This window comes from Bradyrhizobium sp. LjRoot220, from assembly GCF_964252915.1.
Lineage (GTDB): Bacteria > Pseudomonadota > Alphaproteobacteria > Rhizobiales > Xanthobacteraceae > Bradyrhizobium.
In genome coordinates, this window is record NZ_CAXUPS020000005.1 from 271,521 (window position 1) to 287,133 (window position 15,613).

General features: G+C 63.3%; 13 protein-coding genes. 6 read left to right on the forward strand and 7 right to left on the reverse strand.

Annotated elements, in window-relative coordinates; translation table 11 throughout:
- Positions 1-87: 87 nt before the first annotated feature.
- On the forward strand, positions 88-2,163 hold the full coding sequence (locus ACSQ84_RS22545; RefSeq protein WP_436213906.1) for a methyl-accepting chemotaxis protein: 2,076 nt from the start codon (positions 88-90) through the stop codon (positions 2,161-2,163).
- 15 nt (positions 2,164-2,178) lie between these two features.
- Here the strand turns inward: ACSQ84_RS22545 and ACSQ84_RS22550 are convergent, their stop codons facing one another.
- Entirely contained in the window at positions 2,179-2,355 is a 177-nt protein-coding gene (locus ACSQ84_RS22550; RefSeq protein ID WP_436213907.1) for a hypothetical protein, read from the reverse strand.
- A 330-nt stretch (positions 2,356-2,685) separates the two neighbouring features.
- Between ACSQ84_RS22550 and ACSQ84_RS22555 the strand changes: the two genes are divergently transcribed.
- Positions 2,686-4,368, forward strand: coding sequence for a methyl-accepting chemotaxis protein (locus ACSQ84_RS22555; protein WP_436213908.1), 1,683 nt, complete (start codon positions 2,686-2,688; stop codon positions 4,366-4,368).
- Positions 4,369-4,473: 105 nt separating this feature from the next.
- Here the strand turns inward: ACSQ84_RS22555 and ACSQ84_RS22560 are convergent, their stop codons facing one another.
- Positions 4,474-5,757 carry a serine hydrolase domain-containing protein gene (locus ACSQ84_RS22560; protein WP_436213909.1) on the reverse strand — a complete coding sequence of 428 codons (1,284 nt, stop codon included), beginning with the start codon at positions 5,755-5,757 and terminating at the stop codon, positions 4,474-4,476.
- Between the two features lie 115 nt (positions 5,758-5,872).
- Positions 5,873-6,835, reverse strand: coding sequence for an alpha/beta hydrolase (locus tag ACSQ84_RS22565; protein ID WP_436213910.1), 963 nt, complete (start codon positions 6,833-6,835; stop codon positions 5,873-5,875).
- A 275-nt stretch (positions 6,836-7,110) separates the two neighbouring features.
- Here ACSQ84_RS22565 and ACSQ84_RS22570 point away from each other — a divergent pair, with 275 nt between their 5' ends.
- Complete coding sequence (locus ACSQ84_RS22570; RefSeq protein ID WP_436213911.1) at positions 7,111-7,353, forward strand: hypothetical protein; 243 nt, start codon at positions 7,111-7,113, stop codon at positions 7,351-7,353.
- A gap of 5 nt (positions 7,354-7,358) precedes the next feature.
- On the opposite strand, the gene ACSQ84_RS22575 is transcribed toward ACSQ84_RS22570, so the two are convergent.
- Both ACSQ84_RS22575 and ACSQ84_RS22580 read right to left on the reverse strand, forming a co-directional pair.
- Positions 7,359-9,107 (reverse strand): flavin-containing monooxygenase, encoded by a 1,749-nt coding sequence (locus ACSQ84_RS22575; protein ID WP_436213912.1) that lies wholly within the window; start codon positions 9,105-9,107, stop codon positions 7,359-7,361.
- A 173-nt stretch (positions 9,108-9,280) separates the two neighbouring features.
- A complete protein-coding gene (locus ACSQ84_RS22580) occupies positions 9,281-11,110 on the reverse strand; it encodes a di-heme-cytochrome C peroxidase (protein ID WP_436213913.1) in 1,830 nt (609 codons plus the stop codon).
- A 265-nt stretch (positions 11,111-11,375) separates the two neighbouring features.
- On the opposite strand from ACSQ84_RS22580, the gene ACSQ84_RS22585 reads away from it, so the two are divergent.
- Positions 11,376-12,062, forward strand: a complete 687-nt coding sequence (locus ACSQ84_RS22585) for an alpha/beta hydrolase family protein (RefSeq protein ID WP_436213914.1) — start codon at positions 11,376-11,378, stop codon at positions 12,060-12,062.
- A gap of 37 nt (positions 12,063-12,099) precedes the next feature.
- Positions 12,100-12,828 (forward strand): aspartate/glutamate racemase family protein, encoded by a 729-nt coding sequence (locus ACSQ84_RS22590; RefSeq protein ID WP_436213915.1) that lies wholly within the window; start codon positions 12,100-12,102, stop codon positions 12,826-12,828.
- Between the two features lie 7 nt (positions 12,829-12,835).
- Here the strand turns inward: ACSQ84_RS22590 and ACSQ84_RS22595 are convergent, their stop codons facing one another.
- Together ACSQ84_RS22595 and ACSQ84_RS22600 are read right to left on the reverse strand one after the other, a co-directional pair.
- Positions 12,836-13,618 carry an SDR family oxidoreductase gene (locus ACSQ84_RS22595; RefSeq protein WP_436213916.1) on the reverse strand — a complete coding sequence of 261 codons (783 nt, stop codon included), beginning with the start codon at positions 13,616-13,618 and terminating at the stop codon, positions 12,836-12,838.
- Between the two features lie 48 nt (positions 13,619-13,666).
- Complete coding sequence (locus ACSQ84_RS22600) at positions 13,667-14,641, reverse strand: 2-dehydropantoate 2-reductase (RefSeq protein WP_436213917.1); 975 nt, start codon at positions 14,639-14,641, stop codon at positions 13,667-13,669.
- A 168-nt stretch (positions 14,642-14,809) separates the two neighbouring features.
- Here ACSQ84_RS22600 and ACSQ84_RS22605 point away from each other — a divergent pair, with 168 nt between their 5' ends.
- A complete protein-coding gene (locus tag ACSQ84_RS22605) occupies positions 14,810-15,613 on the forward strand; it encodes an enoyl-CoA hydratase-related protein (RefSeq protein WP_436213918.1) in 804 nt (267 codons plus the stop codon).

Sequence of the window (15,613 nt, forward strand, 5' to 3'; positions counted from 1 at the left end):
AATCCCGTAATTCTACCGTTCGCTCATTAAGTCCGCCTTAGCCCCTGTTTGCGTATTTTGGCTGCTCACGACAGCGGAAATCAGAACATGCGAATAGGTCGGCTCTTTGCGGTATCGATGCTTTCGGTGATGATTTTGGCAGTCGTCCTTGGCGCGCAGGTGCTCGTGCCGCAATATCGTACTTTCGCCGGCAAGTCCGAAGCGATCAAGGCCGTGGAAGCGTTCGGCGCGGTTCTGGCCGTGGGCCAGCAGGTCGCCGGGCACCGCGCGCCGTATGTCGGTCCGTTGTTTCAGGAGGCGGCCGCGACACCAGCCCAGCGCGAGGCGATTGCGAAGGCCACGCAGCTGGCCGACGCGGCGTTCGCCAACGCCCGGACGGCCGTCGCTACCCTCCGCGACAGCGCCGCGATCATCGCAGGCCTCAACCAGGCGGCAGCGAAGCTGAGCGAGCTTCGCGCCGCGACCGATCGCGCGCTGGCGGGACCACTGAGTGGGCGCGATGCCGCCGTGGTCAAGAGCTTCTTGCCCGGTATCGCCCAGGTCGTGGCGATCATCGAACCGGTTTTGAACCGGCTCGAAAATCAGGTGGCGACTGCGGATGCGTCGCTCACCGCGCTGTTGAATGTCGCCCGCACCGCGCAGGACCTGCGGATCAGTGCTGGCGGCCGCGCCGCGACGATGTCGCTTGGGATCAGCACGCGCCGTCCGCTGACCGCGGTCGAAGTATCCATGATGGACCGTGGCCAGGGTCGGGTCGATCTCGATCGCGAGCGGATCGAAGCTGGCATCGACCAGACCGGCAGTCCGCCGCGGCTCGCCAAAGCCATGCAGGAAGCGGTCGATCTCTATTTCGGCAAGGCCGCGCCATGGCTCGAAAAGGAAATGCCGGCTGCGCGGGGCGACGGCAAATACGGCATCAACTCCGAACAACTGGCCGGAACGATCGTGCCCGCCGTGCAAAGCTTCTTCGTCGTGCGCGACGCGGCATTGGCTGAAGCGGCCGAACGTGCCGGCGCCGCGCGCGATGGCGCGCTGACGATGCTGGCGCTGGCGGGGCTCGCCGTCATGGCGCTGCTCGGCGTGCTTGCCGGCGTCACACTGATGCTGCGCCGCCGGGTCATCACGCCGCTCGCCAATCTCACCGACGTCGTCGGCGACCTCGCCGCCGGTCGCCATGACGTGACCATCCCGACGATCGAACGCGCCGATGAGATCGGTGCGATGGCGGGTTCATTGCAGGTCTTCAAGGAAGCCCTGATCGCCAAGAAAGCCGCGGACGAGGCGGCCGCAATGGAGGCCGATGCCAAGATCCAGCGCGGCCAGCGCGTCGACACGATCACCCGGGACTTCGAATCGATGATCGGCGAGATAGTCGAAATCGTCTCGACGGCTTCGAGCGAACTCGAAGTTTCGGCCGGCACGCTGACGTCTAACGCGGACCGTTCGGAGAAGCTGGCGACCACGGTGGCGGCCGCCTCCGAAGAAGCCTCCACCAATGTGCAATCGGTAGCCTCCGCCACCGAAGAGATGGCATCGTCGGTCAACGAGATCAGCCGTCAGGTGCAGGATTCGGCGCGGATCGCCTCTGAAGCGGTGGAGCAGGCGCAGCGAACCAATGACCGGGTCGGCGAACTTGCAAAAGCGGCGGCGCGGATCGGCGATGTGGTGGAGCTGATCAACACCATCGCCGGGCAGACCAACCTGCTGGCGCTGAACGCCACCATCGAGGCGGCGCGCGCGGGCGAGGCGGGACGCGGTTTTGCGGTGGTGGCGTCGGAAGTGAAGGCACTGGCCGAACAGACGGCCAAGGCGACCGGCGAGATCAGCCAGCAGATCAACGGCATCCAGGCCGCGACGCAGGAATCGGTCGGCGCGATCAAAGAGATCGGCGATACCATCGGGCGGATGTCCGAAATTGCGTCCGCGATCGCAGCCGCGGTCGAGGAGCAGGGCGCGGCGACGCAGGAAATTGCCCGCAACGTACAGCAGGCCGCCCACGGCACCCAGCAGGTCTCCGCCAACATCGCCGATGTGCAGCAGGGCGCCAGCGAGACCGGATCGGCCTCGTCGCAGGTGCTCGCGGCGGCCAGGTCGCTGTCCGGTGAAAGCAGCCGGCTCAAGCGCGAGGTCGGCCAGTTCCTGAGCTCCGTTCGGGCGGCCTGAAGCAGCGGCGGCTACTCAGGAATTTTCGTTGAGCCGGGCGCCGCAGGCGGTCCGTATCTGGCTTTCGCCCTCGGCGTGCTGGCTGAAACCGATCTGATCTCGGCCCTGCCGTGGCGCTTCGTCGAGATGCATGGGCCCGCGTTTTGGAATTGCCGCCATCAAGTCGCCGATCGCGCTGCCGCGCTTCGCCATCAATGCGGTTCTCCCAAAGGTTGCGATGATGGATGCGGGCGTTGCCTAGCTTGTCACCGTACTCGAGAGCCGATCAAACGGCCCAAGATGCGAAAGTCAAAGAGTTCGATTTGAGCGGATAGGCCGCGAAACATGCGCCCTGCAGCAGGGCTGGCCGCACGGGATAACAACGCTGGCCGGGTACTCAGGTGTTCCAAGTCCGCCACAAAACCCAGCAATATCAATACAACCGAGTCTCCGGTGTCGCCCAACACATGCTTAAAACTTCGCTAATAGGTCCAGTCTATATTGAGACGGTAATTTCTGTCTCATGTTTCAGGATTTGATCCGATGTTCTTTTCTCGCATCAGCTTCAAGCTTGCCGTCATGATTGGCCTCAGTCTCGCCGGCATGGTCGTGATGGCCCCGATCGCGCTCTACACCATGCGCGGGCAGATGATGACGGACCGTCAGGTCAAGACGCAGCAGATGGTGGATATCGGAAACGGAATCCTGACCCACTACCAGAAGCTGGAGACCGACGGAAAGCTGTCGCGCGACGACGCCCAGAAGGCTGCGATCCAGGAAATCAAGAGCCTGCGCTACGACAAGGTCGAGTACTTCTGGATCAACGACATGTCGCCGAAGATGATCATGCATCCGATCAGGCCCGAGCTTGACGGCAAGGAACTCGGCGAGATGAAGGATCCGAACGGCAACCGGCTGTTCATCGGATTCGTCGACGTCGTGAAGTCGAAGGGCGCCGGCTTCTACAGCTATCTGTGGCCGAAACCCGGCTTCGAGCAGCCGGTGTCGAAGATTTCCTACGTGAAGGGCTTCGCACCATGGGGCTGGATCATCGGCACCGGCATCTATCTCGACGACGTCGACGCGGTGTTCCGGCAGACCGCCCAGATGTTCGCGCTGGTTTGCCTCGCCGTGTTCGCGCTGGTGCTGATCAGCTCGTTCTTCATTGGCCGCAGCGTGACGCGGCCGCTCACGACCATCACCAATTTGACCAACCGGCTGGCGTCCGGCGATACCGCTTTCGAAGTGCCCTATACCGAGCGCAAGGATGAGGTCGGCGGGCTCGCCAAATCGCTGCGCGTGTTCAAGGACAACGCCGAGGCGATCGCCAAGATGCACGCCGAGCAGGCGCAGCTGAAGACCGAGGCCGATGCCGAGAAGCGCAAATCGATGATGGATCTGGCCAGCAAGTTCGAAGCCAGCGTCCAGGCCGTGGTCGGTGACGTCATCAAGGACGCCAGCGAAATGCAGGGCACCGCGCAAGGGATGTCCCATACGGCCGGCCAGGCCAGCGATCGCTCCAAGACGGTGGCAATTGCCTCGCAGGAGGCGTCCGCGAACGTCCAGACGGTGGCGTCGGCCGCCGAACAGCTTTCAGCGTCGATTTCCGAGATCACCCAGCGCGTCGGCCAAGCCGCCCAGATCGCCGACAAGGCCGCCGCTGACGGCCAGCGCACCAACGAGACCGTTCAGGGCCTTGCGGTCGCCGCCCACAAGATCGGCGAAGTGATCGGGCTGATCAACGATATCGCCTCGCAGACCAATCTGCTGGCGCTCAACGCCACCATCGAAGCGGCGCGTGCCGGCGAAGCCGGCAAGGGCTTTGCGGTGGTTGCCAGCGAGGTCAAGTCGCTCGCGAGCCAGACCGCCAAGGCGACGGAAGAGATCAGCGCGCAGATCAACGCCATTCAGGCCGAGACCCAGCAGGTCGTTGAGAACATCCAGAGCATTCGCTCGACGATCATGGAAGTGAACGAGATTTCGTCCTCGATTGCGGCCGCTGTCGAACAGCAGGGCGCGGCGACGCAGGAAATCGCATCGAGCGTGCAGAAGGCCGCGGCCGGCACCAATCAGGTCTCGCAGAACATCACCGACGTCACCGCGGCGACGACGGAAACCGGCCAGAAGGCGCATATGGTGCTGGAGTCCAGCGACCGGCTCGGCCGCAAGCTGAAGACGCTGCAGGACGAAGTCTCGAGCTTCCTCGCCGGCGTGCGGGCAGCCTAGAGCAGATCGGTTCTGATTCGATTCAGAACCGTTCAGGCCCAAGGCCCTCGCGTTCCATGGGCCATGCTCAGGCCGCGCCTTGCCTGACGATCGCTTGCGACATGCCTATTTTTCAAAGGCCCCGTAGACGATATTCTTCAGAGCGGTGCGAAGCCTGCCCCGGTGCACGACCGTCTGCGACATGAACACGACGAACATGTTTTCCTTCGGGTCGACCCAGAAGGTCGTGCCGCCGGCGCCTGACCAGTTCATCTCGCCGACCGATCCCTCGATCGGACTCACGCCGGCGTCGGTGCGGACCGCAAAGCCGAGTCCAAACCCGAAGCCGGGTCCCGGCAAATAGGCGGGTCCCGGGGTCACGCCCGATCCCGGCCCGATATGGTTCGAGCCCATATAGGCGATGGTCTTCGGACTGAGATACCGCTTGCCGTCGAGCGTGCCGCCATTGGCCAGCATCGCGGCGAAACGCGCATAGTCGCCGATCGTCGACACCATACCGGCACCGCCGGCTTCGATTTTCCTTGCGACGCGCGGGTCGCCCATTTCCGCACCGGGCCCGATCTTGCGATCGCTCGGAAAGGGTTCGGCCACCAGCGACTGTTTGGCCACGTCGGTGACATAAAAACTCGTGTTGGTCATGCCGAGCGGGTCGAGCAGTCGCTCCTTTTCAAATTGATAAAGCGATTTGCCGGAAACCACCTCGATCACGCGGCCGAGGATTTCGGTCGATTGGCCATATTCCCATGTCGAGCCGGGCTGAAAAACCAGCGGCAATTTTGCCAGCCGTTCGGCAAGCAAGGCGTTGTCAGGATCGCCCTCGGCCAGGTTGGCCTCGCGATAGAGCTTCTTGACGGCGCTATCGCCGAACACGCCGTAGGTCAGGCCGGAGGTGTGGCGCATCAGGTCCTGGATCGTGATCGGGCGTCTGGCCGGAACCAGATCGAGTCCAACCTTGCCGTCCTCGCCCTTCTTCTCGACGCCAACCTTCACGTCAGCAAACGCCGGGATGTATTTGGACACGGGCTCGTCGAGCTGCAGCTTGCCCTCTTCGACCAGCATCATCGCCGCAACCGTCGTGATCGGTTTGGACATCGAATAGATGCGGAAGATGGTGTCAGGCGTCATCGGCGCCTTGGTGGCGGGATCGCGTACGCCGAAACTGTTGAAATAGGCGGTCTTGCCGTTGCGCTGGATCATCATGATCGCGCCCGGAATCTTGTCCGTTGCAATCTCATTCTTCAGATAGGCATCGATCCGCGCGAGCCCTGCGCTTGAAAAACCGGCCTCCTCTGGCTTGGCGGTGACGGGGCCTTCGGCGAACGCGCTGGAGATGGTCAGGAACAGTGTTGCAACGACAGCGGCTTCGCGCAAGCGGACGAATGCGAACATATCTAGCCTCCCTGGTCGGATCTTGACGTCCGAACGACCCGGCCGCACGCAACGGTGCGCCCGATGATGCGGGATAGTTGCTTAGCTTGCTGGCGCTGACAAGGCCTTGCCGTGTTTATGCGCCTGCTTCCAGCAGCGTCTTGAAATCGGCACGGGCACGTTGCGCTTCGCCTCTGGCCGCCTCGGACGCTTCGCCGAGACCGAAATAGCCGTGGATCAGGCCGGGGCCGTCATAATATCTGGTGGCGACGCCGGCGGCGATAAGCGCTTCCGCATAGGCCTTGCCTTCGTCGCGCAGCGGATCGAACCACGCCGTGGCGACCACCGCCGGCGCCAGCCCAGCGAGACTTTTCGCGCGTAGCGGCGACACGCGCCAGTCGGCGCCTTCGGCGGCGTCGGCGAGATAATGACCGCAGAACCATTCCATCACCGCGCGCGACAGAAAGTAGCCTTCGGCGTTTTCCGCGCGGGAGGGGAAGCGCGCGTTCTCTTTGACGTCCGCGAAATTGCCGAAAACGTCGGTGACGGGATAGACCAGCAATTGCGCGGCGAGCTTGATTCCAGCGTCGCGGCAGGCGATTGCGGTAACCGCCGCCAGATTGCCGCCCGCGCTGTCCCCGGCGACACCGACGCGTTTCGCATCGCCGCCGAACTCGGCGATGCGTTCGACGACATCCTTGACGGCGGCGAACGCGTCCTCGAACGCGCCCGGGAAGCGCACCTCGGGTGGACGCCGGTAGTCGACGGAAATGACGACGGCGCCGGTTTCGATCGCGAGCAGGCGCGCCTGCCGGTCGTGGGTTTCGAGATCGCCGGCAACCCAGCCGCCGCCGTGAAAGAACACCACTGTCGGCGATTTGCCTTGGTCGTTGCGGTAGACCCGTACGGCGAGGACGCCGGCCGCACCCTTTACCTTGATGCTTTCGGCGCTCGCGACCGGCGGCGGCGGCACCGCGGCACGGGAATCCGCCAGCGCGCGAAGCGCATCACGCGCGCTCTGCGGCGTCATCGTCACGGGATCGCGCAGCGGCAACAACGGAATGATCTGGGCGATGACGGGATCGAGCGGCGTAACCATTGGGGAGCAGCCTCGCGTTGGACAGGGCCGCACGATAGGCCGCGCGCAAAGTTGCCGCAATTACGTTTGCGGCTTGGCTTGCGAACGACGGATCGGCGCACATGCAATTCTGGGCGAACGGTGCCGCGTTCGTCAAATTGGACGGGAATTCCATCAAGCAGAATTTTCCCGCGCGTTGATAGGTGGTTCCCCATTTACGTCTGATTATCCATCAGGGCGGAGTGCAAGGAACGGCCGGCGGGTCCGGTCATTCTCCTTCAAAAAGGAGACTCGCGATGAAGGAAGTTGCCGCGATAGACCGCGCGATTGACGATCTGCTGGTGCAGCTCGGAAAAACAGTCCTGAGGCTCTCCAGCCCACAAGTGACGAAGCGGGATGACGAACGGCGCGCGCTGATACGTTCGGTCAATCAGTATTCGGTGTGTGCAGCGCGCTCCGACGATCCGCGCGTTCACGAGCTCGAGGCCGAACTCAACGAGACGATCAGGCCGCAGTTGCGGCTCGTGGCGAGCAGGTAGCCGATTCAGACCACCGGCACGCGCCGGGCGGCGACCGCCGCAGGCGAAATGACGTCGATGTCGAGCGGGACGCGCCAGCGCTCGGTCAGCCGCACGCGCGGCGCTTCATTGCGCGGACCGGCGCCGTCGATCGCAAAACCCTCAAAACCGTTGCTCATGACCTCATTGCACTTCTGCACGTAGACCGGGAAACCGCCGATATAGGGCATGAAGACACGCGGACGTCCCGGGATGTTGGCGCCGACATACCAGGAGCTGCAGGTCGACCGCAGCGAGATTTTTGACACCTCATTGACGTGCTCGACCCACTCATCCTGATACTGCTCAATCGGCTCGATGGTGGCGGCACCGATATCGCGGAGATGCGCTATGCAGTCGGCCATCCAGTCGACATGCTGCTCAATCGCCTGGATCATGCTCGCCAGCACCGACGGGCTGCCGGGACCAGTGATGGTGAACAGGTTGGGGAAGCCAACCATTGCGACGCCGAGATAGGTGCGAGGACCGCCGCGCCATTTTTCGGCGAGCGTCTGCCCGTTGCGGCCGGTGATGCGAATCCTGTCGAACGAGCCGGTCATTGCGGCGAAGCCGGTGGCGGAGACGATCGCATCGAGCGGATATTCTAACCCGTCGACTTCGATGCCCTTGGCCGTGAAGCGGTCGATCGGTGTCCTGGACACGTCGACCAGTTTCACGAGCGGCAGATTATAGGTTTCGAAATACCCGGTATCGACGCACAGACGTTTGCAGCCGAACACGTTGGTAGGGCACAGCAATTCGGCAGTTGCGGGATCGCTTACAATGCCGCGGATCTTGTTGCGCGCGAATTCGGCGATGGTGTCGTTGGCCGCCTTCTCGAACAAGAGATCGCCGAACGCGCCGAGGAACGGCAGCCCGCCGCGCTCCCAGGCTTCCTCATATAGCCGCTCGCGTTCCTCCGGCGAGGCTTCCAATGCCGGCTTCATGTTGAACGGGAAATAGAACCCGGTCGGCCGCGCCCGCGCTTTCGCGCGCAGCGCCGGGTAATCCGCCTTGATCGATTGCCGATATTCCGGCGTCAGTTTGGCGTTCCAGGCCGGCACGGAATAGGTGGCGGTACGCTGGAACACAGTCAGCGCTTGAGCCTGCTGCGCGATGATCGGGATCGACTGGATCGCCGACGATCCGGTGCCGATGACGCCGACGCGAAGCCCGGTGAAATCCACCCCTTCATGCGGCCATTCGCCGGTGTGATAGACCGGCCCCTTGAAATCCTCGCGTCCTTTGAATGGCGGATGGTTGGCCGCCGACAGGCAGCCGATCGCCATGATGCAGAACCTGGCGAATACCTTGTCGCCGCGGTCGGTTTCGATGCGCCAGCCTTTTGCTATTTCATCGAAGCTCGCGGCGGTGACGCGGGTGTCGAAAACAATGTGCTGGCGCAGATCAAACTGGTCGGCGACATGGTTGGCGTAGGCGAGGATTTCCGCCTGCGGCGCGTATTTCTCCGACCAGTCCCATTGCTGATCGAGTTCTTCCGAGAACGAAAAGGAATACTGCATGCTCTCGACGTCGCAGCGCGCGCCGGGATAGCGGTTCCAGTACCAGGTGCCGCCGACACCGCCACCGGCCTCAAAGACCCGCGCGGTGAAACCAAGCCCGCGCAGGCGATGCAGCATGTACATGCCAGCGAAGCCGGCACCGACGATGACGGCGTCGAAGACGGCATCGGCTTCCGCCGGGCGCTGTTGTTGATCTTGCTTGTGTGCGGCCATGGCAGCGCTTGTCCCGATGAAGACGAAAGCTGTGCCGACATCAGACCAAAGCGCGCGAATCGTCAATCGCGCCACGGCATGGGCGGGTTGCGTATGGTCGCGGCGGTTCGTGGATTTCAGAAAAACGTGCTGCAGCGCGGCCGGCACGAGTCCGGCCCGCGCGGCATCACGTCTCAGAGCGTCTTGAGGTACTCTATGATCGCCTTGCGCTCGTCGGGGGCCAGCTTCTTGCCGATCACGCCCTTTGTCTTCGGTGGCTTGTCGGCAAATTCGTGTCCCGTGTTCCAGTTTCCGCGAATCGAAGTGTCGAATTCGAAGCCGTTGGTGAGCTTGTCGTGTTTGTAGCCGAGATTCACCGGATCGTATTCGCGGTTGCCGAGATAGAATTTCTTCGGCCTTTCCTCGACCGGGGACAGCAGCGCATAGACATTTGGAACCGAGCCGTTGTGGAGATAGGGCGGGGTCGCCCACACGCCGTTCAGCGGGCGGACCTTGTATTCGAGCTTGCCCTGGATTTCGTTGGGCATATTGCCGTTCATGGCATTGCGCCGTTTGTCGTCCAGCTTTCGCTGGTCATAAATGACATTGACGGTCTTCGCGACCAACAGCCTGAGCGCGTCAGCGAAATCGCTCTTGTCGATACCGAGATGCGGCGGGATCGCTACCGTGCGGTTGATCATATCCGCCGCCTGGGCCGGATCGGTGCCGATATGCTCAATCTCGATGTTTTCGATCTTGACGACCGGCAGACCGATCTCGTTCTTGGTCCACCAGTCCTTATTATTGAAATCGAAGAAGGCCTTGGTCGAAACCGGCGGACGGTGACATTCCTGGCAATGCACCTTGTAGAGTTCGCCGCCCTGGGCCGCGAGCTTTTCGTCGATCGGCGGCAGGATGTCGCTCGGCCATCGCGGTGACTTCAGGCCCGAGAAGCCTTTTTCCAGGCTCGGCGGGTCGCCGGCGATCATTTGCTCCATTTCGTTGAGCTTGTCGATGTTGACGCTCGATTTGAACAGGCCCTTCGACGGATCGAGCAGATTGAGTTCCGCCGATACGCCAAGCGACTCACCGGCATTGCGCACCATCGGCTGCATGATGGAGCCGTTGTACTGCACCCAGTCGAACCACGGCGTGTTCCAGATCCGCGGGTAATGCACTGGCGCCGAGGAGCCCGCGTAGTTTTCCGGCTTCTTCAGGTCGATTGAAAACACCTGATTGCCGATCCGGTTCAGTGCGTCCAGCCGACCATAGCCTTCGAGGACGCTCTGCGATGCGACGGCCTCCTCGAGGTTCTTCACGGCCTTCATTTGCTTGAGGACCTGGTCGATCTGGTATTTCAGGATATCGCGATCTGCGACCGCCGAGTCCGGCCCCAGGATACGTTCGGCGAACCGATCGAAGCGCGTCGGTATCAGGCGCGTAAAGAGCAGCGCCACACCCATTCCCTGCTTCAGCTTGAACAGGTCGGTCAGCGCCGGTCCGCCGTCGATGATGACTGCCGTGTCCTTGTAGGTGAACCGTCCGGTATGGCAGGCCGCGCAGGTCAGGCCGACGCCGGTCATGTCCTGCTTGCTGAGCGGGTTGCGCCATGGCGCGCCCGACGGGTCGAGCATCGGACCGCCTTGCGCGATGCCGATCGGAAGCGCCGCCTTGCCTGATATGATGGTGTCGGGAATGAAGCCGTAGCGATCGAGATAGGCCGGGTCGTTGAAGGGGCCGGCGTCGGTGAAGATGAGCCACGGAATCGTCGGCTGCTCCAGCGCCATGAACCATTCAAAGGGCATGCCGAAGGTCCGCGTTCCCTGGTCGGCGTGATAGAACCAGCTGAGCTTTTCCTTGGCGATGCCTTGGTCGAGCCAGACGGTCTTCTTCGGCTGCGGGTACTCCGCGATCCTGACGTGAAGATTTTCCCAGAGCTTTGCGACGTCGTCCTTGAAGGCGGCATAGGCGCCGCCGACGATCACGGCGGCGACAACAAGCTTCGCAATCGTCTTGCCCCGCATGATCGGCCCCTGGTTCAATTGCGCTACTCGAGCGCGCAATATCCGTATCTCATTAAAAATCGCCAAACATGTACTCAGCTTTGGCGTGCGATCAAATGTTGCGCCATCTTATAGTAGCAGAAATCGGCTGTCCATAAAGTCGGTTTTGCGCGTTGTTCCATTTTGCGGAGCGGGAGGGCGCCGCTTCGAATTCGACGCTGAACGCGTTTGCACGCGCCGCCCGTGATTGTAGAATTAAGCAATAGCATACCCCGGGACCGCCGATTTGAAAGCCGCCGACGCGCAACCTCTCAAAATCGAAATCGCCTCTGCGGACCCGGTGTCCGCGCTGCTGATCCATCCGTCGCAGGCGCGCGCGTGCTACGTGTTCGCGCATGGCGCGGGCGCCGGCATGGCCCATGCGTCGATGGAGATGATTGCGGCGGGGCTTGCCGACCGCGGCATTGCGACGCTGCGCTATCAGTTTCCGTACATGGAAAAGGGCAGCAAGCGGCCCGATGCGCCTGATGTGGCCCACGCGGCGGTGCGGGCCGCGGTGGCGGAGGCGGCGCGATGCTGCGCCGGGCTGCCCCTGATCGCGGGCGGCAAATCGTTCGGCGGGCGCATGACGTCGCAGGCGCAGGCGATCGGTGCCTTGCCGGGCGTTCGCGGGCTCGCCTTCCTTGCCTTTCCGCTGCACCCGGCCGGAAAACCTTCCAGCGACCGCGCCAAGCATCTCGCCGAGGTCGCTATCCCCATGCTGTTCCTGCAGGGGACCCGCGACGCGCTGGCGGAATTGAGCCTGCTCGAACCCGTCGTCAAGAAGTTGGGGAAACTGGCGATGCTGCACCTGGTGAAAGAAGCGGATCACTCCTTCCACGTGCTGGCGCGCTCGGGCCGCAACGACCGCGAGGTGATGACTGAGGTGCTGGATGCGTTCGCGGCCTGGTCCGAGACGATCGGCGCAGGATAGCGTTGGCAGTCGAGAGTGTGGATGCTAATCAGGCCCAATGGCCAAAATCCTCATTGTCAATCCGAACACCACCGCCTCGATGACGAAGACCATCGGCGAGGCCGCGCGCGCCGTCGCGGCATCAGGCACCGAAATCGTCGACGTGACATCGGCGATGGGACCGGTCTCGATCGAAGGCTTCTATGACGAGGCCTTTGCCGTGCCCGGCCTGATCCAGGCGCTGTTGAATGCAGGGGATGCCGACGCCGGCATCATCGCCTGTTTCGACGACACCGGGCTCGATGCCGCGCGATCGGTCGCGCCGTTTCCGGTGGTCGGGATTTGCGAGGCCGCGCTGGTGACCGCAGGCCAAATCGCCAAGCGCATTGCTGTCATCACGACATTGCCGCGTTCGATCGTGCCGCTGGAAGAGCTGGTGCGGCGCTACGGTTTTGCGGAGCGGGCACAGGTCACCGCCTGCAACGTCGCGGTGCTCGATCTCGAAAAGCCCGGCTCGGGTGCAGAAGAGAAACTCGACGGCGAGATTGCGCGGGCGCTCGGCAATGGTGCGGAGGCCATCGTGCTCGGGTGTGCCGGGATGGCCGATCTCGCGGCAAAGCTCACGCAAAAGTACGGCGTTCCCGTCGTTGACGGCGTTGCAGCCGCGGTGAAGCAGGCCGAAGCGTTGGTCGGCCTGAAGCTCAGGACATCGCGGCGTGGCTCCTACGCGCTGCCCGGCGCCAAGGAATACACCGGGTTGCTGGCGCCATTTGCGCCCAAGAATTGAGAAGGCTTCAGGCTGACTGCGGCGCGCCGTAGATCTTGTCGCGCAGCCGCCGCATGCCGGCCAGCCAGCGTTCCCGGCTGGACGCCTTGCGCAGCATGTATTCGGCGACCTGCGGGTGCGACAAAATCAGAAACCGCTCGGCTTCCATCGCCTCGATCACCATGCGGGCGACTTCGGGAGCCTGCAGCACGCCATCGACCCGCGCGGCGCTAGGGCCGGGCGTCGTCATGCCGGTCTGTACCGACTGCGGGCACAACACCGATACGCGGATGCCGCGGTCGCCATATTGAATGGCGAGATGTTCGGCGAGCGCCACGGCGGCATGCTTGGTGACGCCGTAGGGCATCGAATTCAGCGACGCCAACAGGCCGGCGGCAGATGCGGTGTTGAGCAGATAGCCCGAGCCGCGCGTCAGCATTCCCGGCACCAGCGCCCGCGCCGCGAACACGTGGCTCATGACATGGACCCGCCAACTGACGTCCCAATCGGCGTCGGACGCGCCTTCCTGTCCCTTGCGCGACAGGCCGGCGTTGGAAAAGAACACGTCGACCGGGCCATATTTATCCTCGGCGGCCGCGATCAGCGCCTTGACGTCCTCTTCAAGGCCGACATCGGCGGTGACAGCCAATCCGTCGATGTCGCCGGCGACATTCGCCAGCCGGTCGCGTGAAGTCTTGAGGTCGGCGACGACAACGCCGCGCGCGCCGGCCTCGGCGTAAGCACGCGCCACCGCCTCGCCAATGCCGCTCGCGGCGCCGGTAACGACACAGACCTTGCCCTTGACGTGCATGTTGAAGCTTTCCTCTCATTGCTTCTTAGCGTGTTGTGAACCTGGCGCTCAGGTTTGATAAAGCCCCTTGCTCCGCGCCTGAGTGACAGCAAGTCCCGCCACCAGATCGAGCATCGGCGTCGCAAGGCCGGCGGCCCGCGCGAATGCGGCGGGCGCGCGGACCAGCGCGTCGATCTCCATGGCGCGGCCGAGTTCGTAGTCCTGCAGGATCGAGGGTTTGTGGGCGGGCGCGGGGCCGGTGCGGGTGACGCGCTTGACCTCGGGATAACAGCTGTGGGCGATGCTGTTGGCCTCATCCAGCAAACGTGGAATGACATCGGCCAGCGCCGGATCGTCGCGGACGCCTCGCGCCGTCTGGCCGGTGAGCAGACACAGCACCGACATCGACATGTTGGTCAGCAGCTTGGACCAGATCGTTTCCCTGATCTCGGCGACATCAGGCGATTCGATTCCGGCTTCATTGAGCGCGGCGCGCAGCCGCGCGATCCGCTCGCTCCGGCGGTCGTCGCATTCGCCGACCAGGAGCCGGTTCCGATCAGGCGAGAGATTTGCGACCACGCCAGGCGCGAGTATCTCGTTGGATGAATAGATCACGCCGCCGATGATGCGGGCCTTCGGGATCGCGGGGCGCAGCCGGCCGCTGGCGTCCAGGAAGGCGAGATCGGGCGTCGGCGGATGCTTTGCGGGGAGCCCGATATCGTACCACCAGGGAATTCCGTTCTGCGCAAAGACCACGGCGGTGTCGTCGCGCAACAAGGGTTGGAGCCCGGTGGCGAGCGTGCTTACCCCAGTCGCCTTCAGCGTGCTGATGACGACATCCTGCGGGCCGAGATCAGCCGGGTCGTCGGAGGCACTCACCTTGGCTTTGAATTCGGCGTTGCCGACGCGCAGCGTCAGCCCGTCGGTCTTGACGGCCGCAAGATGCGGGCCACGCATCACGCAGGAGACGTCGTGCCCGGCCAGCGCCAGCCGCACCGCAAAATGGCTGCCGACGGCGCCCGCACCGAAAACGCATATCCGCATTGAGTCGAAGTCCTGCTGAGGGGATCGCGAGGTGCCAGTTTCCACAAGCTCGCGCCGCAGCGCAACCGCCGATGCGGCTTGCATTGCTGGCATCGCGGAAAGCGATAGATCAATCGCCGATGTGTCGGCATATTGCCGGGAATAAGAACAGCCAACAAAGGATCGCCGATGTCTGCCAATCCAGTCTTGTGGGACCTCGATCAGCGCGGCGTCGCGACGGTCACGCTGAATCGGCCCGAGGTGAACAACGCCTATGACGCCGGCCTCATCAACGGCGTGCTCGCGGCGATGGATGAGCTGGGCAAAAAGCCCAACCTTCGCGTCGTCGTCCTGAAAGGCAACGGCAAGCACTTTCAGGCCGGCGCCGACCTGAAATGGATCAATGGCGTGCGGCCGAAATCACCTGAAGAGAACGAGGCAGTGTCGCGGGCGACGTTCGAGGCGGTGCAGCGGCTCAATACGCTGCCGATCCCGACGGTGGCCCTGGTGCAGGGTGGCTGCTTCGGCGGCGGCACCGGCGTGATTTCGGCTTGCGACGTGGTGATTGCGGCCGACAATGCGCTGTTCTCGATCACGGAAGTCCGCTGGGGCCTGACGGCCGCGATCATCATCCCGCAGCTCTGCGATTCCATCGGGGTGCGTCAGGTGCGCCGCTACGCGCTCACAGGCGAGCGTTTTGGCGCCGAAGACGCGCGCCGCATCGGTCTGGTGCACGAGGTGGTGCCGCTGGCGGAACTGGAAACCGCGGGCGCCAAGGTCGTGGAACAACTGCTGGCCAATGGCCCCGAGGCGCTGGCCGAAACCAAGCAGCTTTCGCTGGAAAGCTCTTTTGGAGGCATGAGCGTCGACGACGCCGCCTATGCGCGGCTGGTCAAAATGCATTCGGCCAAGCGCCAGACGCCGGAGGCGTCAGAGGGATTGGCTTCGTTCGCCGAGAAGCGCGCGGCGAATTGGAGCGCGGGCAAGGGATAG